Source organism: Streptomyces sp. NPDC002309, assembly GCF_053593375.1.
Map to the genome: position 1 here is coordinate 1 of NZ_JBSFCI010000055.1, position 18,965 is coordinate 18,965.

The following is an 18,965-nucleotide window of genomic DNA, read 5'->3' on the forward strand; positions in this document are numbered from 1 at the left end:
GGGGGTGTCCGCCCGCAGCGGTTGGCGCGTCAACCCGGGTAAGTCGGTGAGAGACCGATTCCGCGCCGTTCCGAGGACGGACACCCCCCGGCCCGACCCCGACGACAAGCCGCACCCTGGGCGCGACAGCAACCCCCACCGGACACAGACAGGCGCCGCAGGCATCGAAACACCTAACACCAGCGAGCGAAATGCTCCTCCACGACCACCCGCACGGCGTCCAGATCCCGCAGCACCAGCGCATCGACCAGGGCGGCATGCTCGGCCGCGTCGGCCACCAGCTCCGTACGCCCCCCGGAGGCCTCCACCATGGCCCACTGCGCCCGGTGCTGCACGTCATCGGCGATCCGCACCAGTTGCTCGTTCCCGGCGAGTCCCAGCAGCGCCCGGTGAAAGGCCCGGTCGGCCTCCGCATACGTCACCCGGCACCCGGAGGACGCCGCGCGCACGGTCGCCTCGGCCGCCGGCCGCAGCTCCGCCCACCGGTCCGACGGCACCTCCCCCGCCAGCCGCAGGATCACCGGCGCCTCGATCAGCCGCCGCACCTCGGCGAGTTCGGCCAGCTCACGCGCGTCCCGCTCGACCACCCGAAAGCCCCGGTTGAGGACGACCTCGACCGCGCCCTCGGACGCCAGCTGCTGCATGGCCTCCCGGACCGGCGTCGCCGACACCCCGAGCCGTTCCCCCAGTGCCGGCGCCGAGTACACCTCCCCCGGCCGCAACTCCCCGCGCACCAGCGCGGCCCGCAGCGCGGCCAGGACCTGCCCCCGCACGGAGGCCCGCTGCACCACGGGACGGATCGGCGCCTCACCGTGCGTGTGCTCCCCCCGCACGGCCCCGGCACCCTGATCGACCCCCCGCCCCCGCCCCTCAGCGGCACCGGCACCGGCACCGGCTGACGACGTAGGCACCCGCACCTGGGGCACGGCGAAATCGGCGAAGCCGCCCTCGGCGAAGCCCTGCGCACCTCGCTCCACGGGTCCTCCTCCGGACGTGTCGGCACTTCGGGTCATTAACGGCGGCTTGTTACTCGTCCGTCAAGCACCTTAGGCGCAGAAGCCCCCGGTTCATATCCGCCCGATGTCGGGTAAGGTAAGCCTTACCTCTACACGGCCCCTGACTTCTGCGAATGGGTGGTCCCCGTATGCCCGTGCCCGCCTCGGCCACAGCAAGCGCGTACGCCCGCCTCATGGAAGTCATCCCCAGCATGGCCGTCACGGAGCTGGCCGACGCGGAGCCGTTCCCCACCGGCCCCGGATGGATCACCAGCGACGCCCTCGCCGCAGGCGGCACCGCCCTCGACGAGTTCCTCGCCCACGACGACGCCCAGGTCGTCAGCGACTACGGCCGGCGGGCCCGCCCCGACGTCATAGCCAGTTTCGGCCTGCACCGCTACGCGTGGCCGGCCTGCCTGCTGATCACCGTCCCGTGGTTCCTGAGCCGCCGCGTCCCCCGTTACCCCGTGACGCATGTCTCGTACGACCGGAACGCCCCCGGCCTGCCCATGGGCCACCTCGTCGTCCGCCCGCACGGCTTCGCCTGCCTGCCCGACGACCCCGCCGCCGCCCTTCCGGGTGCCACGGTGGTACCGGACGAGGAGGCCCTGCGGGCCGAGGTGCGCGCGGCCGTCGCCGAGCACCTCGAACCGGTCCTCGCCGCGTTCGGCCCCCGGATGCGCCGCCGCGGCCGGGCACTGTGGGGCATGGCGACCGACGAGATCGTCGAGGGCCTGTGGTACGTCGCCCACCTTCTGTCCGAGGAGGACCGCGCACGCGGCGAACTGGAGCTGCTGCTGCCCGGTGCGACCACACCGTACGCGGGTTCGGCCGCCTTCCGTGACCTCAAGGGCCCGAACGGCGAGGCACTCCCCACCCGGGACCGGGTGAGCTGCTGCATGTTCTACACGCTCCGCCCCGAGGACACCTGCGCCACCTGCCCCCGCACCTGCGACGCCGACCGCGTCACCAAGCTGCTGGCCACGACGGCCGGTTGAGGCGGCTCACGCCCCGTCACATCCAGTAAGATCATCGGGGACTGCTCCGCACGACCGCACCCGCACCACCGCTCCACCCGCATCACTCGTACGGGTAGTCTTATTCGAACTCAACTCCGCCCCTCACGCGGCAGTTCGAGCAGAACGCCGCCCCGGGCATCCCCTTGCACTTCTCTGGCGGCCTCTTGCCCCGAAACCCCCTGAGGGCCGGATGGTTTGGGCCACCATGGCGGGCGTTACGCCCTATCCCAATGCAAGGGACCCCAGATGAGACTGACCGACATATCGCTGAACTGGCTGCTACCGAGCGCCGTGTTGCTCGCGGGGATGCTGACGGCGGTTGCGGTACTCCAGCGCGGCAAGCGCTCCGCGGGGAACGACGCGGGCGCTGACGACTCGTGGGAGCGTATGGAGGAGCGCCGCAGGCGCAAGGAAGCCATATACGGCACCGCTGCCTACGTGCTCCTCTTCTGCTGCGCGGCGGTCGCCGCGGCGCTCTCCTTCAAGGGCCTCGTCGGCTTCGGCCAGCAGAACCTGGGCCTCAGCGGCGGCTGGGAATATCTGGTTCCGTTCGGGCTCGACGGCGCGGCGATGTTCTGCTCGGTGCTCGCGGTGCGTGAGGCCAGCCACGGCGACGCGGCGCTCGGCTCCCGGATACTGGTGTGGACGTTCGCCGGCGCGGCGGCCTGGTTCAACTGGGTGCACGCCCCCCGCGGCCTCGGCCACGACGGCGCCCCCCACTTCTTCGCGGGCATGTCCCTCTCGGCGGCGGTCCTCTTCGACCGCGCGCTGAAGCAGACCCGCCGGGCCGCCCTGCGCGAGCAGGGTCTGATTCCGCGTCCGCTGCCGCAGATCCGCATAGTCCGCTGGCTGCGGGCGCCGCGTGAGACGTACAAGGCGTGGTCGCTGATGCTGCTGGAGGGCGTCCGCACCCTCGACGAGGCCGTCGACGAGGTGCGCGAGGACAAGCGGCAGAAGGAGCAGACGCGGCTGCGGCGGCGTGAGCAGGAGCGGCTGGAGCGGGCGCAGCTCAAGGCCATCAGCCGGGGCCACGGCCGCGGCTTCGTCGGCCGGGGCGGCGGACGGCAGGCCGAACTGCCCGCCGTGGAACAGAGCGCCGAACGCGTCCCCGCGGAGCCTGCCATATCCACCGCGGAACCCCTCCCGGTCCGCACCCGGCCCTCGTTGGAGCCCGTCCGCACCGGTTCGGACCCGATCACGGTCGACCTGACCGCTGAGGACGACACCATGGCCCTCCCGCGCCTCGACTCCCTCGAGCGCAAACTGAAGGACCTGGAGCGGCAGTTCGGCTAGGACCGGACAGCACGGGACGGGGGTGCGGTCCGACGCGGACCGCACCCCGTGCCGTTCAGGCGGCCTCCGCGTCCGCCTCCAGCTCGAACCACACCGACTTGCCCCGTTCGTGCGGCCGGACGCCCCACGCGTCCGCGAGGGACTCCACCAGCACCAGCCCCCTGCCGTGCGTGTTCTCGTCGGGGCTCGCCACCCGTGGCAGCGGCCTGCGGGCCACGTAGTCCCGTACCTCCACCCGTAGTCCGTGGGACCCTACGATGGCCGTCAGGACCGCCTCGTGATCGGTGTGGACGATCGCGTTGGTGACGAGTTCGCTGGTGAGCAGTTCCGCTATCTCCGCCCGGCCGGGCTGTCCCCAGTGCCGTAGCAGGTCGCGCAGCTCTCTGCGGGCCTCCGGGACCGCCCTCAGGTCCGCCCGCCCGAGTCTGCGTCTCAGTTGCGGCGCCCGTGCCTGCTCCGTGGCGCCGTCGGCCTCTTCCTCCACCGTCCCCGCCGAGAAGGCCCCGAACGTCGTGGGACCGCCCCCTCGTGCCTGCCTCTTCATCTCCCCCGCCCCCGTGCCGATGTCGGTTCCCCTCCTGGCCGAACACGTTCACGGGGATCCATGCCCGATGGCCGCCGAGGCAGTCATGTGGAATCGTCAACGACCGGGTGTTCGGCCACGGCTGCGCCCGCCCCGGCCACCCCACCGGGGCGGGCGCCCGCGCGTCCGGTGCGGGAGGGTCCGGAACTGATCGCCCCAACTGCCCACACGGGGCTGCCGATCCGGCCTTGGTCGCGCAGCGCGTGGGACGGCCGGTTCTCGGCGTCCGCTCGCCGTCCGCCGTGGCGGAGCCGGGACGCGGCGGGGCGGACCGGCCGAATCCGTACGGCACGGCAGCGCCCTCCCCACCCCCGTGGGAGAGGGCGCCGCCGTTTCCCGGAGGGCACTGCGCGATCAGTACAGCTTGTTCACCGCGGTGGTGGTGGTCCGCTTGAAGGCGCGGACGGGGGCGTCGGAGAAGTCGCCCATCTGCGCCCAGTCCACGACGGTGACGGTCCGGCCGTCGCGGCCCACCGACATCAGGCGGATGTCCGTGGCACCCCAGGCGGTCCAGGTGTGCAGGGCGTGCACCCGGGCGCCCTCCTCGACCGGCAGGGCACCGTGGTCGCGATGTGTGGCGCCGATCTCCGGGTCCTGCTCGAGGCGGTCCGCGCAGTTCCGGATCTCCTTGTTCATGCGGTTCGCCAGGGCCTTGGCCTTGGTGACGCTGCCGGTGACGATGGTCAGCTGGCGGGCGCTGGTGTCCAGGTCGGTGCGGAAGTCCCGGTAACGGGAGTCGTAGCCCGGGAAGACGTCGGCCAGGCACAGGTCGAGCTCGGGCGGGACGCCGTCGGTGACCTTGCCGGCGGTCCAGGAGGACGAGGGGTGCGGCGGCAGCTGTGAGGCCGAGAGGAACTTGGGCGAAGGCTTCGGCGCGGCGGCACCCGCCGGTGCGGCGAGGGTCGTGAGCGCGGTGAGCCCGGCGACGACGAGTGCGGTGAGCGCACCGGCTCGGATGCGGTTGGGCATGGGTCCCCCCGTGAACGGGTCGTGTCGGATGAGTCGTACGAAGTGGAAGCGTCGCTCTCGGTGCCGGGGCCGGAGGCCGGTCCGGCGGAACGGGGAGCGACACCGAGAGCATCGGCGGTCCCGGCGGACGGCCGCAACAGCCGACGCGACATCCGGCACGGTGGAACCATCCCAGCCCGGTTGACGTGCAGATATGTGAGTGCCTGGGATGCCGTCCCGGGTCGGGACGGAGGGTACGGTGCCGGCACACGACGACGTGGAGGAGTTCGCGGCGCTGCTGCGGGCGTTCAAGGCGCGCACCGACCGCAGCTACGGCTCGCTGGCCCGCCGCCTCGGCATGAACACCTCGACACTGCACCGCTACTGCGCCGGTGACGCGGTCCCGCTCGACTTCGCGCCGGTCGAACGCTTCGCCGCGCTGTGCGGCGCCTCCCCGGAGGAGCGGCTGGACCTCCACCGCCAGTGGCTTCTCGCCACCGCGGCCCGCCGGAGAGGCCGGAGCCAGGAGGAGGCCTCCGCGAACGGCACCCCGCCGCCGGAGCCCCGTGCGACGGAGCCCCACACGGAGCCGGCGCCCGCGCAGACGCCTGCGTCCGTGCCCGCCGTCACCGGAAGGAGCGGGCGCTCCTGGTACCGAGGGCGCCGGCCGGCCCTCGCCGCCGGACTCGCCTCCGCCCTGTTCGTCGCCCTCGTCGCCCTGCGTCCGGACGGTGGCGGCGGCAAGGAGGACGCGAGGTCCCCGCGTCCGATGGCCGTCACGGCTCCGCTCGCCTGGACCGCCGACTCCCAGGCGTGGTCGCTCGGCTGCGGTCACGACTACGTCATCCGCAGATCTCCCGACCGGGTCCCCCCGCCTCCCGCCCCGCAGGACGCCGGGCAGTGGGCGGCCACCCAGGACGCCGTGCACGGGCGGGAGACGAACATCCGGGTCTCCGTGCAGGGCAGGACGTCCACGGCCGTGGTCCTGGAGGCGCTGCGCGTCCGCGTCGTCGGCCGCGCCGACCCGGTGCCCGGCACGGCGTACGCCATGGACCAGGGCTGCGGCGGCGCGCTGACGCCCCGCCACTTCGCGGTGGACCTGGACGCCGACCGCCCCCTCGCCCGCGCGATGCCCGGCAACGACGCGGGCGACCCGATCCCCGCGGTGCGCATGCCCTACCGCGTCTCCGCCGAGGACCCGGAGGTCCTCCTGGTGAACGCCCGCACCGCGACCTGCGACTGTGCGTGGTACCTGGAACTGGACTGGTCCTCCCAGGGCCGGTCCGGCACGCTCCGCATCGACGACGACGGCCGTCCGTTCCGCACGACCTCCCTCACGGACCTGCCCCGGTACGCCTACGACACCGCGACGCGCCGCTGGACGCCCTACGTGGAGTAGGCCCTGCCGGACAGGCCGAGGATCGGCCGGCGCCGTGGTCGCCGACGGGATCGCGGCGGACCGTCAGGAGGGGCAGACCTCGACACCGGGCGCGGGGTCGGCGCCGACGTTGACGTTGCCGCCCCAGGCCCACACGAAGTAGTAGGTGTGCCCGGGGAAGTGGACGGTGACCTGGTACCAGACGTCCGTGGTGTAACCGCCGGCCGTCACGCGCTCACCGCGCCCGTAGCACTTCACCACTCCGGTGGCCCCCTCCGGGCCGCTGGTGCCGAGGATCCGGTACGACGTACCGGGTCCGGTCCTGATGTTGCTGTTCGGCTGCAGGATCGGGGAGGCCTGGACGGTGCCGGCGGCCTGCTGGGAGGCACCGGCGGCGGCCTGGGAGGCACCGGCCCCGCCGAACAGGGTGAGGGCGGTACCGGCCGCGAGGCCGGCGGCGGTGAGACGGGCGCTGCGCTTGAACATGGTGGACTCCTCGTCAGGCCGGAACCGGGCTCGTCGTTCGCGACCCGGTGGCGTACCTCGCCGCCTCATGGACGCAGCCCGGCGCCTCGGCGTATGGCCGTCCCGCGGCACATGTCCCTTCGTCCCGTCCTCATACGGCGCGGCGTGCGCGCCCGTCCACCCGGTGGTGCGGGCGACGCACCTGACCGGCGACGGGCCCGGGACGGGCACGTGCCCGAACGATCGGAAGGGGACGACATGTCGAGCAAGTCAGCGAGGCGGGGCGCCCGACGGGGCGGCGCGGCGGCGGTGCTGTGCGCGCTCGCCATGACGGTGGGCGCCGCGCCCGCCGGCGCGGCTGCGGAACAGCGGCCGGCGAGCCCGGTGTTCACCACCTGGGCGACGGATGTGAACGTCCGCGAGGATCCGTCCCCGGGCTACCGCTGCCCCGAGTTCCCCTCACCCGGCAACTGCCCTCAGGTGGCCGGCAGGGCGCAGCCGGGCGACCGGCTCGAAGTGCTGTGCCAGACGCGCGGTGAGACGGTCGGCGGCAACCCGTACTGGGTCTTCGTGGACAACCGGACCCGGGGCTTCGACGGGTGGATGGCGAGCTACTACATCTCGCACCCGGACAACTGGCTGCCCGGCGTCCCGCAGTGTTACGGACCGTGACACGTCGGTGTGCGGGCCCTTGTGGCGGAAGGTGCCCTGAGGGCACCGGCGAGCTGCTCTGTCGTCCTGGTCAGTGACTCACCCTCCACCGGCGTCACCCGAATGGAGTACTCCAACGCGCCACCCAAATGGGTGAAGATCATGCTGGCTAGTGTCCCCAACCGAGGCAATCCGTGAAAGGGAAACCACATGCGCATTCGACGATTCCTCGCCGCCGTCATCGCCGCGGCAGCCCTCGCCGGACTCGGCCTCACAGGCGCCACCACCGCCTCGGCCGCCAGCCTCACCCCGGGTGAGTGCGAGCAGGGCGGCGGAACGGTCAATTGGGCGAACAACACGTGCAAGGGTGGCATGTACGACGGGCAGATGGTCGACTGAACCTCACCAGGCGCCCCGCAGCCACGCGCTGCGGGGCGCACCCGCGCGAGCATGCCGCGACAGCGCGGTCACACCGAGATACATCGATCCACAGGGTTCGCCCTCACGCCTCCCACACGGCGGCCGCCGTACGGTCGTCGGCGTAGCCCTTCACCCGTGCCTGGGTGTCGGCGAGGAAGGCGGCGAGGCCCGGTGGCTCCGGGGCCGCCCAGCGCTGCCGCAGATGCGCGGGCAGCTCCGGTTCGCCGCGCAGCGGCTCCGCCAGGCCGCCCGTGCACATCAGGAGCGTGTCACCCGGCCGGGCGACGGAGGCGCGGAAGCGGAAGGGTTCGCGGGGTGGCTCGGGGGCCGGTTCGTAGGGGCTCGGCGGGGTCGGTATGCCGAGGTCCATCGTGAGCCGGTCGCCCGCCGAGGTCTCGGCGGACGGTGAGCCGAAGCCGAGGACGGGCTCGCCTGCGATATCGCCGGTCCGCGGTTCGATGTCCTGCCAGGCGCCGTCCCGCAGCCGGAACAGCCCTCCGGCGCCGACACCGAAGAAGACCCGGGTGCGGCAGCCGGGGTCGGCGGGCAGGAGCAGGCAGCGCAGGGTGGCGGCGTACTCGTCGGGCCGCAGGCCCTGTTCGGCGGCGCTGGCGCGGAGTCTGCCGAGGCTGCGGTCGGTGAGGCGGTGCAGTCCGGACTTGAGGTCGCCGCGCCGGCCGGCGCGTATGTCTTCGGCGAGGCGCGGGTGGCTGCTCCCGACCGCGCGCCCGATCCACCGGCACACCTCGGCGGCGGCGCGGTGCGCGCCGGCGGTGGCGCGGGCGCCGGTGGCCATCGCGACCAGCACGAGCGCGGTGTCTCCGGTGCCGAACCGCGCGGTGAACAGGGCGTCGCGGCGCGGCTCGCCCCGGTAGCGCGCGGAGTCCCCGCGCACGGAGGCCGCGCGCAGCGTGCAGGCGCCGTAGTGGGCGCCGTCCAGGACGGTGTCGGCGACCACGTCGCCGAGGTCGTCGGGGTCGGCGGGCGGGAGAGCGGTGGGCTCGGGCTCGTAGGTGGGCGGTCCTGAACCGACGTGGTGCAGCGGGGCGGGGGCGACGGGGGCCAGACGGGGCGGTGCGGGTGGGGGCGGCGGGAACGGCGGGGGCGGCTCCGCGAAGGTGGGGGCGGTGCGGCCTGTGGCCGAGGTGGTGGGGCCTTTGGGCGGGAGCGGTGCGGACGGGGCGGTCCCGGCGTCGCGAGGCCCGGGGGCGGGCCTGTCGGCGCCGGGCCGGGCGTCCGGGCGGCCGGCGCCGTCCCATGGCGGTGGTGCGTCGCCGGGGCGTGGGGGCGGTGAGCCGCCGGGATCGCCCGGCGGTCCCGTCACCGCGTCCGCCGCCGAGGCGAAACGGTCGTCGAGCGACTCGGGTGTGCGCGCGGGGCCCGTGTCCTCGGTGGTGCCGTCGTACAGCTGCCCCCACCAGTCGTCGGATTGACCGGCGGGCCTTCCCCCCTGCTGGTTCATGCCCTCGATTGTCCACCGTACGGGCCGGATGAAAACGGGGCGTTCGGAAATTGGCCCGCGGCTCACCGCGGGCGCACGACACGTCGGGGCGACCTGCCGTACAGGTGACCGAGAAGGACGGCGTGGGCGCGGGGGCCGTGCACGGGTGCGGGGCAGTGGCCACCGGGCGACTCCACCCCCCACGGGAGAGCCGCCCGGCGACGCGATACACCCGGTGCCCGTCGGCGCCGGTGGGCTCACCATGGCAGGGTTACGCGCGGTACGGCGACGAGGTGTCGTGGCGCAAATGCGACGTGGCCTGTTTGCGCCACGGCCGGCCGACCCGGCGCCCTCCCGCACCCGGCGACCTGCGACCTGCGACCTGCGACCTGCGACCTGCGACCTGCGACCTGCGAGGTTCCGCGGGTTCCCGCAGGCTGGGCAGATGGGAGTGTGGCAGCTCCTGCTGGCCGGACTGCTGATGCTGGCCGGTCTGTGCGGAGTGCTGGTGCCCGGTGTTCCGGGGTCGTGGCTGGTGTGGGCGGCGGTCATGTGGTGGGCGCTTCAGGACCCGGGGCCGGCCGCCTGGTTCGTGCTGGTCGGGGCCACCGTCGCGCTGTTCCTGGCGCAGGTGGTGCGCTGGGCCCTGCCGCCGCGCAGGCTCCGCGAGAGCGGCGCCACCCCGCAGATGGCCGTGTACGCCGGGCTCGGCTCGCTCGCCGGTTTCGTCCTCGTTCCGGTCGTCGGCGCGATCCCCGGCTTCATGGCCGGCATCTACCTCTGCGAACGTCTTCGGCTCGGCCGCCACGCAGGGGCCTGGGCCGCCGTGCGCACGGCGATGCGCTCGGGCGGCTCCAGCGTGCTCGCGGAGCTGTTCACCTGCCAGCTGATCATGGCCGCCTGGCTCATCGTCGTGATCCGGGGCTGACCGCCCCTCAGTCCTTGCGGCCGGTCACCGCGACCGTCACCCCGAGGCCGATCATGGTCAGACCGCCGGCGCCACCGACGGCCGCGAGCCGGCCCGGGGACCGGGCGAACCAGTCGCGCGCGCCTGCCGCGGCCAGCCCCCAGACGCTGTCACAGGCGACGGCGATGAGGTTGAAGACCAGGCCGAGCAGCAGCATCTGCGCGATGACGTGCCCCTGCGCGCGGTCCACGAACTGGGGCAGCACGGCGGCGAAGAACACGATCGTCTTCGGGTTCGTCACCCCGACCGCGAACCCCTCCCACAGTGTGCGCAGTCCTCCGGGGCCGGCTTCCGCCCGGCCGAACGCCGCCCGCAGCGCGTGCCGTTGCCGTATCGCCCGGACGCCCAGGTGGATCAGATAGGCGGCGCCGGCCAGCTTCAGCGCCATGAAGACGACGGCCGACCGCTCCACCACCGCCCCCACACCGAACGCCACGGCGACCACGGCGGCGTACGCCCCCAGCGTGTTGCCCACCACCGTGGTCAGGGCGGCCCTGCGCCCCTGCGCCAGGGCACGCCCGATCACGAAGAGCACACTCGGCCCGGGGACCATGATCAGCAGGAACGACATGGCGGCGAAGGCCGCGAGTCGGTCGGTCGACACCATGCCGCCCACGGAACCACGGGGGCCGCGCGCGGTTCAATCGGTTATCCGGCGGCGCCCGCGGGCGGCAGCGCGCCCTCCAGCGTCAGCAGCCGCACCTTGCGCTCCAGGCCGCCCGCGTAGCCGGTCAGCGAGCCGTCGGCACCGATGATCCGGTGGCAGGGGCGCACGACGAGGAGCGGGTTGGCGCCGATCGCGCCGCCGACGGCCCGCACGGCCGCGCGCGGGGCGCCGATCCGCGCGGCGATCTCGCCGTACGTGGTGGTGGCGCCGTAGGGCAGCGAGTCGATCGCGTCCCACACCCGCCGCCGGAACGGCGTCCCCTCGGTGCGCCGTGGCAGCCGGAACTCCTTCAGCTCCCCGGCGAAGTACGCGGCGAGCTGCTCCCGCGCCTCGCCGAAGAGGGCGGGATCGTGCCGCCATCCCTCCTCGACCGTCCGTCCGCCCTTCTGTCCGGGGACGGACAGGGAGGTGAGGGTGCCGTCCGGGTCGGCGGTGAGCAGCAGCTCGCCTAGAGGGCTGCCGACGGTGGCCCAGTGGGTCTCCACGGAGGGAACGGCCGCGGGGGTGGTCGCGGGGGTACGGGCGGTGGTGCTCACGGGAACTCCAGCTCCCCTGCTGTGCGCAGGTGTTGTACGGCGTACGAGCGCCAGGGGCGCCAGCTGTCGGGAAGGTCCGCGCCAGGTGGGGCGACGTCGGGGTCGCCGAGGGCGCGGGTGCGGATGACGGCGACGGTGGCGGCGTCCAGGCCGGGTACGGCGCGCAGGGCGGCCCGCGCGTCGTCCCGATCGGCGCCCGGATCGAGGCGTACCGCGCCGTCGGCGAGGGCCCTGGCGAGGGCGCCCAGGGTGCCCTCGGGTTCGGCGTCGGCGAGGACGGCCGGTTCGGGGAAGAGGTGGGTGAGGGTGCCGCAGGGCGCGTCGAGCGCCTTGCCGTACCGCCGGACCAGCCCCTCGGCCGCCGCCCGCCCCACCAGGGCCCGGACCGCCAGTTCCTCCGGGTCGGCGGCGCCGGGCGACCGCAGCCCGGGCCGCGCGGCGACCAGGGGTGCGAGCCGCGGATCGGCGCCGAGGCGCCCGTCGACGCCGTAGGGATCGGCGTCGAGGTCCAGCAGCCGCCGTAGCCGCTGCACGGCGGTGGTGAGGTCGCGCTGGTCGGTGAGGTGCATCCGGGCGTCCAGCCAGCCGCCCGGGTGGGTGGCCGAGCCGGAGCTCCCGGTGCGCTCGTCGACCGCGGCGATGCCGGTGCCGTAGGGCAGCCGGAGCGTACGCCGGTAGACGCGCCGGCCGGGCGCCCCGCTCACCTCCTCCACGCCGGGTACGGCCTCGCGGGCGAGCAGGTCGAACACGGCACCCGCGTGGTAGGGCCCCCGGTGGGCGAGCCGCAGCGGGATGCCGGCGCCCGGGGTGTCCGCCCGGCGAGCGGTGCGTCCCCTGGGCGCGGCGGCCCGCAGTTCGCTCGGGGTCGAGGCGTACACCGCGCGCATGGTGTCGTTGAACTGCCGCACGCTCGCGAACCCGGCCGCGAACGCGATCTGAGTGAGGGGCAGGCCGGTGGTCTGGATCAGCACCCGCGCGGCGTGCGCGCGCTGGGCCCGGGCCAGGGCCACCGGCCCGGCGCCCAACTCGGTGGTCAGCTGCCGCTGCACCTGCCGGGCGCTGTAGCCGAGCCGCGCGGCGAGCCCAGCGACCCCCTCGCGGTCCACGACGCCGTCACCGATCAGCCGCACGGCCCGGCCGACGACATCGGCCCGGACGTTCCACTCGGCCGACCCCGGCACGGCGTCGGGGCGGCACCGCCGGCAGGCGCGGAAGCCCGCTCCCTGCGCGGCGGCGGCCGTCGGGAAGAACCGCACGTGGGGCCGCTTGGGGGTGACGGCGGGGCAGCTGGGCCGGCAGTAGATGCCCGTGGTCTCGACCGCGAAGAAGAACTCGCCGTCGAACCGGGCGTCCCTGCTGCGCACCGCCGCGTACCTGGTGTCCTCGTCCGTCACGCTGTCCAGTCTGCGCCCTGGCGAGGGCTGCGACTGGCGGAATTCGGACACGCTGCTGTGTGACGTGCGTCGGAGTACCCCGGGGACGGGCACGGGTGGGTGCGGCGGTGACGTGACGCACCGCCCGTGCCCCCTTCCGTGCCTGGCCCGGGGCACGTCCTAACGCTGACGGCCCCGCTTGGCCTCCATCGCGGCCCGCCCCTCGGCGCCCTTGCGCTTCCAGTCCTTACGGATCTCCGCCCGCAGGCGGGCGTCCGTCTTGGCCACGATCCACTGGTTCTCCCGGAGCAGCTTGCGATAGCTCTCCAGCCGCCGTACCGGCAGCTCACCCGAGTCGATCCCGGCCAGCACCGCGCAGCCCGGCTCGGACTCGTGGGCGCAGTCGTGGAACCGGCAGTCGGCCGCCAGCTCCTCGATCTCGGCGAACACCTGCCGGACCCCGATGCCGGCGTCCCAGAGCCCGACCCCGCGCAGCCCCGGCGTGTCGATCAGGACACCGCCGCCGGGCAGCGGCAGCAGGTTGCGCGTGGTGGTCGTGTGCCGCCCCTTGCCGTCGACGTCCCGGGCGGCCTGCACCTCCATGACGTCCTGGCCGAGGAGCGCGTTGGCGAGCGTCGACTTGCCCGCGCCGGACTGTCCGAGCAGCACGGACGTCCCCCCGGCGACGACGGCGGCCAGCACGTCCAGTCCGTCCGTGCCGACGGCGCTGACCGCCAGCACGGGCACGCCCGGCGCAGCGGTCTCCACGTCCTGCACGAGGTAGGACAGCGTCACCGCGTCCGGGACCAGGTCGGCCTTGGTCAGGACGACCACGGGCTGCGCGCCGGACTCCCAGGAGAGCGCCGACTTATGCAGCGGCGCATCGCCGCTCGAGCTGGACATCGCGAGTGCGAGGAACCGCTCGATCCGCCCGAGGTCGAGTTCGACCGCGAGCGACACACAGATGACGACGTGATCGATGTTAGTGGCCAGCACCTGGCCTTCGGAACGCTTGGAGGACGTCGACCGCACGAAGGCGGTCCGCCGAGGCAGGATCGTGCGTGCGTACCGCGGATCACCACCCTCGGGATCGACGGCGACCCAGTCCCCCGTGCACACGACCTTCATCGGGTCACGGGGAACGACGAACTCGGTATCGGCCCGGATGACACCGGCGGGGGTGGCGACGTCACACTGACCGCGGTCGACCCGAACGACCCGCCCGGGGACCAGACCCTGCGCGGCATACGGAGCGAACTCCGCTTCCCAGCCCCCGTCCCAGCCGTAGACGGCGAGGACGTGCTGAGCATCAGAAGTGGAAGACGTGTTGAGCGAAGCGTTGAACAAGGGGAACCCTTCGAAGGGTGGCCCCGGCGGCGCGCTCAGCGCGCGGAAGTCGAGTGGGTGTCAGCCGGAGACCACAGGGGTGGAAACGATGAACTCCTGAATGCGGGCAGCGCCCGTCACCATGACAGTCATCAACGTCCTCACCTCCTGCTTCTTCTCAACGAACCAACACCGCGCCCCCGGCAACGACACACAGCCGCACCTCGGAACGAGCAGAACCATAGCCCCACACCAGGGCAGGACACCACCCATTAAATTCGGGGCCCCACCTGACGGCCAGGAGAACCCCTCCGATCCGTGGAACCGGATCGGAGGAATCTCTCTTCACTGCTTGTCAGGGCCCTGTCCCTCCGTCAGTCGTAGGAGAGCAGAGCGATGATCCGTTCGTAGGCCGTGCTGTTCGACAGCAGGATGAAGCCCGCGAGGGCGATGAGCCAGGCCGTATTCTCCCGGGCGTTGTCCCTCAGCCAGATGTCGATCCTGCGCAGCGGCCGGTGGACCGCGCTCTTCGAGACCAGCCGGGCCAGGGTTACGAGCACGGCCGGGGCGACCATCACCAGGCAGTAGACCGCCAGGACGGCCGCCTGTGACAGCCAGGGCAGATGCGAGTCGCTCAGGGTGCCGATGGCCGCCAAGTAGGGGAACATCGTGGCGGCTTCGAGGGCGACGGCCAGGGTGGAGACTGTGATCAGGCTCTTCGCTGTCGACGACCGGCCCACCGCCTGATCCCGCCAGCGGACGAGCCGGCCGGAGCCTGGCCTCTCCCGCCGCAGCAGGCCGTACCAGACGGCGAGGAGGAGCAGGGCGCCGCCGGCCGCCCCCATCGCCGTGTCGCCGGCCTGCGATGCCAGCGCGCTCTTCAGGTCCTCGCGCACCGCCGCAAGGGTGCTCAGGAGCACCAGGCCAAGCACGAGGTAGCCCAGTGAGACGAGGGCGAGGTAGCCGAAGACGCGGCCGATCCGCAGCCCCGACGGCATGAGCAGGAACCAGACGGGGATGGCGATCGTGGACACGCCGAGGGTGTCGAGCAGAGCCAGGGGCAGGACTTGGCCCAGAACGTCGCCCACTACCTGACTCCGGGGAGCCACGCGTCGCGGCGCCCCTCCGCGAAGGCGATGCTCGTGAGCACTCCGGCGCTGCCGGTCCGCAGATCGGAGGAGAGCTTGTAGTTGCGCGTGCCGGGGTAGTGCAGCCGGCCTTCCGCAGGGCGGATCTCGTGCAGGCCCAGCTGGTTCATGTGGCGTTCGACGAACGACCGGGCAGGTTGCTCGTGTCCGTCGCGGGCGAGGGAGGTCAGGCCCGCGATGAAACCGGACCGGCCTCGGAAGAGCCCGCTCTGGACCATCAGCTCGGGGCCGTTGGCCCGCACCAGGTCGGGGATGCCCGCCTCGGAGGGGGCCCAGCCCTCGTGCCGGGCGAACTCGGAGAGGACGAGCGCTGTGCCGAGCGAGCCGACCTCGACGTAGCCGAGGCTTCGGCGTTCGGCCTCGTTGAACTGGAGCGAGCCGTCCGCACAGCGCACGTAGCCGGTCAGCTCGAACTCCAGCAGCTCGCGTGCCAGGTCCACCGCCTCGGCGTCGTCCACGAGCAGGCCGTAGCGGTGGACGGCGAGACCGATGCCCGCGACGCCGTGCAGGACCCCGAAGTGGGCGACGTCGGGCGTCTCGCTTGCCCTGAGCCGGGCCAGGAAGCGCCGGGCACGGTCGGTGAGCTCCCCGCCAAGCTTCTCCGCCGTGGCCGTCGTGACGAACGGATCGGTCGCGGCCGCCATCTCGGCGGTGGCCAGGAAGACGCCTCCGAGGCCGCTGAACAGGCTGAGTCCGGCGCCGTGGCCGTCCTTCGCCAGGGCAGCGTCGACGAGGCCCCGGGCGTGCTCGGGGCGGCCGTGCCGCCAGAGGGCGTATCCGGCGCCCAGTTCGCTGTCGTACAGGCCGGATTCGAGCCGGACGGCGGACGATTCCCGGCCGCGGACAGCGATCCAGTCGACGATCCGCTCCACCAGCTCCGGGGCGTCGACGCCGCGCGTCCCGAGGAGTGACCACAGCACGCCGGAGGCGCCCGTGGCGAGGCAGACCGGGGACAGGGTGAAGCCTGAGAAGTCGTTGCGGAAGAGCCGGTCCGTGCGGTCCGGGGTCATGGTGTCCGCGAGGCCGGCGACGATCTGCGCGGCCCACTCCTCGAAGCCGAGGGCGTCGTCGAGATGGCTGGACGCCGTACGTGCGACGGTCCCGGCTTCGACAGGTGCCGGTGTCCCGGTGGCCGCCGGGGTCTCGACGGGGGCGCAGAGGCGCAGGACCCGCTCGGCCCACTCCGCCTGCAGCCCGTAACGCTCCGCGCTGGTGGCGACCAGGACGGGGAGCTTCGCCGCGTCCATCCGTACGAGATGGGTGAGCGGCAGGTAGCAGGACAGCTCCAGCATGCCGAGGGCGTACTCGTCCGCCGCCCGGCCGGTGCGGGTGTAGTCGTTGAACCCGGGGGCGCCGGGGAAGGAACGTGGGGCATCCTCCTCCATGCACGCCTCCAGGTCGATGAACCTGACCTCCAGGTCCGGGGTCACGATGACGTTGCCCGGATGCACGTCCCCGAAGACGTGGCCCCGCTCCCACAGCGCCGACAGGAAGGCGCGGACCTGGGGGAGGATGGTGTCGAGCTGCTCGCGGTACTCCCGGATGTCCTCCGCGGTGGGCGGCGTCATCGGGTCGGGACGCAGCAGGTAGGGCTGCTTGGCGGCGCACCACTCCAGGAGCGTGGTGCCCCGAACGTACTCCATCACCGTGAACAGATGTCCCTGCCGGGTGAACTGCTCGTGGGCGGCGGGTACAGCCCGCAGGTCGGCGAACCTGCGCAGGGCCGCGTACTCCTGCCGGGCCCGCTCGACGGCATCGCCGCCGATCAGGTCGTAGCCCGCCATCGGACGCGCTTCTTTGAGGACGACCTGGGCGCCGGTCTCCTTGTGCGTCGCGAGGTACACGCCACCGCTGTTGGAGAAGTGCAGCGTCTTGTCGATCCGGTACGGCGGCACGGGGCCGTCCGGCACGAGCGCCGGGGCGGTGAAGGCTTCGGGCACGCTCACGAACGACGGGGCGCGGAAGGGCACGGCCCTGCGGTCCGGGACGAGACGGCCTTCCGGGTCCGCGAGCGCGAAGGTGACCTTGCCTTCGGCGTCGCGGCAGTACCGGCGGGTGTAGGCCCCGTACCGGACATGGACGACGCCCTCGTCGAGGCGCAGGTCGGACAGGACCCGCGGGCCCTGCCAGGACTCCAGGAGGGCCGTCAGCTCGGTGGCCAGGGTGATGGATTGCTGCTCGTCGGCCGGGTAGAGGACGACGCCTTTTCCGCTGACCGGGCGCGGCGCGTACTTGGCGTTGATCAGCCAGGCGTACTCGTGGCGCGCGAGGAACTTGAAGGGGACACCGCGCTCGTAACAGAAGGCGGAGACGACGTCGACGAGCGGGGCGAAGGTCTCGGGCGTCACCGCGACATGGATCTTCCAGCCCTGGCCGCGCACCGGCTCGGGGCCGGGGCGGCAGACCGTCCAGATCCCGTACTGGGCGTAGTGCCATCCTTCGGCGTGGCGGACGGCGGTCAGGCCGCTGCGGATCCGGTCAAATCTTGGGTCCCGCGGGTCGGCCTTCCAGCGGCCGATGTCGTCGTACGCGTCGGGGTCGGCGAACGTGTAATAGAAGTAGTCCATGTGCTCGGCCTCTTGTTGAGCGTCGCTGTCGGAACGGCCCGCGCACCGATGGGTGTCGGGCGGGGCGTCAGGCGGATACGGGCGCCGGTGCCGGTTCGGTCAGGGTGGTGGCCGCCGCCGGCGCGGAGGCGTCGGTGGGGGCGGGGGCCCGGCCCGCCGCCTCGAGCGCCGCAATCACGTCCCACAGGGGAGCGGTCACGTCCGTCTCGGCTCCGGTCGAACGGCTCGTCCCCTTGCGGGGCGCGACGACGTGGTAGTTCGGTACGGAGCCCAGTCGGCGGAACACGTCGGCGACGAGCGGACTGGCGGCGACCCCGGGCGGAAACGTGGGGGCGAGCACGACCGGTGCCGCCGTACCGAGGGCGGCCAGGTGGAACGGCGAGGCGCCGGAGGCTGCGGCCAGGGCCGAGGTGAAGGCGACGGAGGCCGGGAACACCAGGAGGCCGTCGTAATCGGCGGCGATGCGAGTGTGGACCGGCTGCATGCCGTCGGCCGTGTCCCAGGTGTTGCCGACCACCGGGAAGCCGGTGATCGCGGCGAGCGCCGGGGCGCTCACGAACTTCCTGGCCGAGTCGGTCAGCCCGATCGTCACCTCGTAGTGGGGGCGGTTGGACGACAGCCAGTTGAGCCAGAAGGGCAGGTGCGCCGTGGACAGCGTGCCCGTGGCCACGAGGAACAGTCTCGCCCGCCTCGACCGGGCCTCTTCGCTCTTGTCGAACTCGATGGTGCCGAACTCCGGCATCGCTTGGTCACTCCCCGTTCGTGTTGCTGTCCCCGCGGGAGTCAGAGGTCCGGGTAGTCGCGGTACTTCCGCGCCTCACGCTCCACCTCCTGGTCGAACTCCCGCACCATTTCCCGGTCCCGGTCGCGCTCACGGTCCCTGCCGCGGCTCCCGTCCCGGTCCTCGTACCTGTCGCGGTTCCGCGAACCGAGGCCGAGGTCGTCGCGTAGCTCCTCGACGAAACCCTTGGGCTTGCGGCGGCGCGTGCTCTCCAGGAGTTCGATTCCACCGATGACGACCAGGGCGATTCCCAATGGACGCCCCCTGAACCAGCCGAATTCGAGATCCGGAAAGAAAAGGGCGAGCACTCCGCCCGCGACGATTGCCGCGAGGCCGAAAATTCGCTTCATACCTGTGAGCCTCCTGGGGTATGCCTGCGGTCGGCAAAGAAACTGTCAACTGGCCTC

19 protein-coding genes are annotated in these 18,965 nt (G+C 72.9%); 6 read left to right on the forward strand and 13 right to left on the reverse strand.

From position 1 onward, the window contains the following. Positions 1-173 precede the first annotated feature (173 nt). Positions 174-977, reverse strand: coding sequence for a GntR family transcriptional regulator (locus ACWCPM_RS31445; protein WP_450979660.1), 804 nt, complete (start codon positions 975-977; stop codon positions 174-176). A gap of 167 nt (positions 978-1,144) precedes the next feature. On the opposite strand from ACWCPM_RS31445, the gene ACWCPM_RS31450 reads away from it, so the two are divergent. Then, the gene (locus ACWCPM_RS31450) at positions 1,145-1,993 is read left to right on the forward strand and encodes a (2Fe-2S)-binding protein (RefSeq protein ID WP_450979661.1); all 849 of its coding nucleotides are present in this window, start codon (positions 1,145-1,147) and stop codon (positions 1,991-1,993) included. A 267-nt stretch (positions 1,994-2,260) separates the two neighbouring features. Further along, a complete protein-coding gene (locus ACWCPM_RS31455) occupies positions 2,261-3,307 on the forward strand; it encodes a DUF2637 domain-containing protein (RefSeq protein ID WP_450979662.1) in 1,047 nt (348 codons plus the stop codon). Between the two features lie 55 nt (positions 3,308-3,362). On the opposite strand, the gene ACWCPM_RS31460 is transcribed toward ACWCPM_RS31455, so the two are convergent. Together ACWCPM_RS31460 and ACWCPM_RS31465 are read right to left on the reverse strand one after the other, a co-directional pair. After that, positions 3,363-3,851: an ATP-binding protein gene (locus ACWCPM_RS31460; protein WP_450979663.1), complete on the reverse strand. Its 489-nt coding sequence runs from the start codon at positions 3,849-3,851 to the stop codon at positions 3,363-3,365. Between the two features lie 393 nt (positions 3,852-4,244). After that, the gene (locus ACWCPM_RS31465) at positions 4,245-4,859 is read right to left on the reverse strand and encodes a hypothetical protein (protein ID WP_450979664.1); all 615 of its coding nucleotides are present in this window, start codon (positions 4,857-4,859) and stop codon (positions 4,245-4,247) included. A 238-nt stretch (positions 4,860-5,097) separates the two neighbouring features. Here ACWCPM_RS31465 and ACWCPM_RS31470 point away from each other — a divergent pair, with 238 nt between their 5' ends. Continuing rightward, entirely contained in the window at positions 5,098-6,237 is a 1,140-nt protein-coding gene (locus ACWCPM_RS31470; protein WP_450979665.1) for a helix-turn-helix domain-containing protein, read from the forward strand. 63 nt (positions 6,238-6,300) lie between these two features. Here the strand turns inward: ACWCPM_RS31470 and ACWCPM_RS31475 are convergent, their stop codons facing one another. Further along, positions 6,301-6,702: an SH3 domain-containing protein gene (locus ACWCPM_RS31475; protein WP_450979666.1), complete on the reverse strand. Its 402-nt coding sequence runs from the start codon at positions 6,700-6,702 to the stop codon at positions 6,301-6,303. A gap of 237 nt (positions 6,703-6,939) precedes the next feature. Between ACWCPM_RS31475 and ACWCPM_RS31480 the strand changes: the two genes are divergently transcribed. Both ACWCPM_RS31480 and ACWCPM_RS31485 read left to right on the forward strand, forming a co-directional pair. Next, a complete protein-coding gene (locus tag ACWCPM_RS31480; RefSeq protein ID WP_450979667.1) occupies positions 6,940-7,353 on the forward strand; it encodes an SH3 domain-containing protein in 414 nt (137 codons plus the stop codon). 189 nt (positions 7,354-7,542) lie between these two features. Then, positions 7,543-7,731: a hypothetical protein gene (locus tag ACWCPM_RS31485; RefSeq protein ID WP_450979668.1), complete on the forward strand. Its 189-nt coding sequence runs from the start codon at positions 7,543-7,545 to the stop codon at positions 7,729-7,731. A gap of 103 nt (positions 7,732-7,834) precedes the next feature. On the opposite strand, the gene ACWCPM_RS31490 is transcribed toward ACWCPM_RS31485, so the two are convergent. Then, the gene (locus ACWCPM_RS31490) at positions 7,835-9,214 is read right to left on the reverse strand and encodes a protein phosphatase 2C domain-containing protein (RefSeq protein WP_450979669.1); all 1,380 of its coding nucleotides are present in this window, start codon (positions 9,212-9,214) and stop codon (positions 7,835-7,837) included. 424 nt (positions 9,215-9,638) lie between these two features. On the opposite strand from ACWCPM_RS31490, the gene ACWCPM_RS31495 reads away from it, so the two are divergent. Continuing rightward, entirely contained in the window at positions 9,639-10,121 is a 483-nt protein-coding gene (locus ACWCPM_RS31495) for a DUF456 domain-containing protein (RefSeq protein ID WP_450979670.1), read from the forward strand. Positions 10,122-10,128: 7 nt separating this feature from the next. Here the strand turns inward: ACWCPM_RS31495 and ACWCPM_RS31500 are convergent, their stop codons facing one another. The 8 genes from ACWCPM_RS31500 to ACWCPM_RS31535 form a co-directional block, all read right to left on the reverse strand. After that, positions 10,129-10,767 (reverse strand): LysE family translocator, encoded by a 639-nt coding sequence (locus ACWCPM_RS31500; RefSeq protein WP_450979671.1) that lies wholly within the window; start codon positions 10,765-10,767, stop codon positions 10,129-10,131. A gap of 41 nt (positions 10,768-10,808) precedes the next feature. Continuing rightward, the gene (locus ACWCPM_RS31505) at positions 10,809-11,312 is read right to left on the reverse strand and encodes a methylated-DNA--[protein]-cysteine S-methyltransferase (protein WP_450979695.1); all 504 of its coding nucleotides are present in this window, start codon (positions 11,310-11,312) and stop codon (positions 10,809-10,811) included. Between the two features lie 47 nt (positions 11,313-11,359). Further along, positions 11,360-12,757, reverse strand: coding sequence for a DNA-3-methyladenine glycosylase 2 family protein (locus tag ACWCPM_RS31510; RefSeq protein WP_450979672.1), 1,398 nt, complete (start codon positions 12,755-12,757; stop codon positions 11,360-11,362). 159 nt (positions 12,758-12,916) lie between these two features. Then, entirely contained in the window at positions 12,917-14,083 is a 1,167-nt protein-coding gene (gene rsgA, locus ACWCPM_RS31515; RefSeq protein WP_450979673.1) for a ribosome small subunit-dependent GTPase A, read from the reverse strand. Between the two features lie 353 nt (positions 14,084-14,436). Further along, positions 14,437-15,150: a GAP family protein gene (locus ACWCPM_RS31520; RefSeq protein ID WP_450979674.1), complete on the reverse strand. Its 714-nt coding sequence runs from the start codon at positions 15,148-15,150 to the stop codon at positions 14,437-14,439. Further along, the gene (gene lanKC / locus ACWCPM_RS31525; protein WP_450979675.1) at positions 15,150-17,777 is read right to left on the reverse strand and encodes a class III lanthionine synthetase LanKC; all 2,628 of its coding nucleotides are present in this window, start codon (positions 17,775-17,777) and stop codon (positions 15,150-15,152) included. Before lanKC ends, ACWCPM_RS31520 begins: the two co-directional genes overlap by 1 nt. Before the next feature lie 67 nt (positions 17,778-17,844). Beyond that, the gene (locus tag ACWCPM_RS31530; protein ID WP_450979676.1) at positions 17,845-18,519 is read right to left on the reverse strand and encodes a flavoprotein; all 675 of its coding nucleotides are present in this window, start codon (positions 18,517-18,519) and stop codon (positions 17,845-17,847) included. A gap of 41 nt (positions 18,520-18,560) precedes the next feature. Further along, a complete protein-coding gene (locus ACWCPM_RS31535; protein ID WP_450979677.1) occupies positions 18,561-18,908 on the reverse strand; it encodes a hypothetical protein in 348 nt (115 codons plus the stop codon). Between the last annotated feature and the right edge of the window lie 57 nt (positions 18,909-18,965).

Coding starts and splice junctions, on each gene's coding strand:
- ACWCPM_RS31495 (WP_450979670.1), top strand. CDS start 9,639: ATGGGAGTGTGGCAGCTCCTGCTGGCCGGACTGCTGATGCTGGCCGGT.
- ACWCPM_RS31450 (WP_450979661.1), top strand. CDS start 1,145: ATGCCCGTGCCCGCCTCGGCCACAGCAAGCGCGTACGCCCGCCTCATG.
- ACWCPM_RS31460 (WP_450979663.1), bottom strand. CDS start 3,851: ATGAAGAGGCAGGCACGAGGGGGCGGTCCCACGACGTTCGGGGCCTTC.
- ACWCPM_RS31475 (WP_450979666.1), bottom strand. CDS start 6,702: ATGTTCAAGCGCAGCGCCCGTCTCACCGCCGCCGGCCTCGCGGCCGGT.
- ACWCPM_RS31465 (WP_450979664.1), bottom strand. CDS start 4,859: ATGCCCAACCGCATCCGAGCCGGTGCGCTCACCGCACTCGTCGTCGCC.
- ACWCPM_RS31500 (WP_450979671.1), bottom strand. CDS start 10,767: ATGGTGTCGACCGACCGACTCGCGGCCTTCGCCGCCATGTCGTTCCTG.
- ACWCPM_RS31485 (WP_450979668.1), top strand. CDS start 7,543: ATGCGCATTCGACGATTCCTCGCCGCCGTCATCGCCGCGGCAGCCCTC.
- ACWCPM_RS31535 (WP_450979677.1), bottom strand. CDS start 18,908: ATGAAGCGAATTTTCGGCCTCGCGGCAATCGTCGCGGGCGGAGTGCTC.
- lanKC (WP_450979675.1), bottom strand. CDS start 17,777: ATGGACTACTTCTATTACACGTTCGCCGACCCCGACGCGTACGACGAC.
- ACWCPM_RS31490 (WP_450979669.1), bottom strand. CDS start 9,214: ATGAACCAGCAGGGGGGAAGGCCCGCCGGTCAATCCGACGACTGGTGG.
- ACWCPM_RS31530 (WP_450979676.1), bottom strand. CDS start 18,519: ATGCCGGAGTTCGGCACCATCGAGTTCGACAAGAGCGAAGAGGCCCGG.
- ACWCPM_RS31480 (WP_450979667.1), top strand. CDS start 6,940: ATGTCGAGCAAGTCAGCGAGGCGGGGCGCCCGACGGGGCGGCGCGGCG.
- ACWCPM_RS31455 (WP_450979662.1), top strand. CDS start 2,261: ATGAGACTGACCGACATATCGCTGAACTGGCTGCTACCGAGCGCCGTG.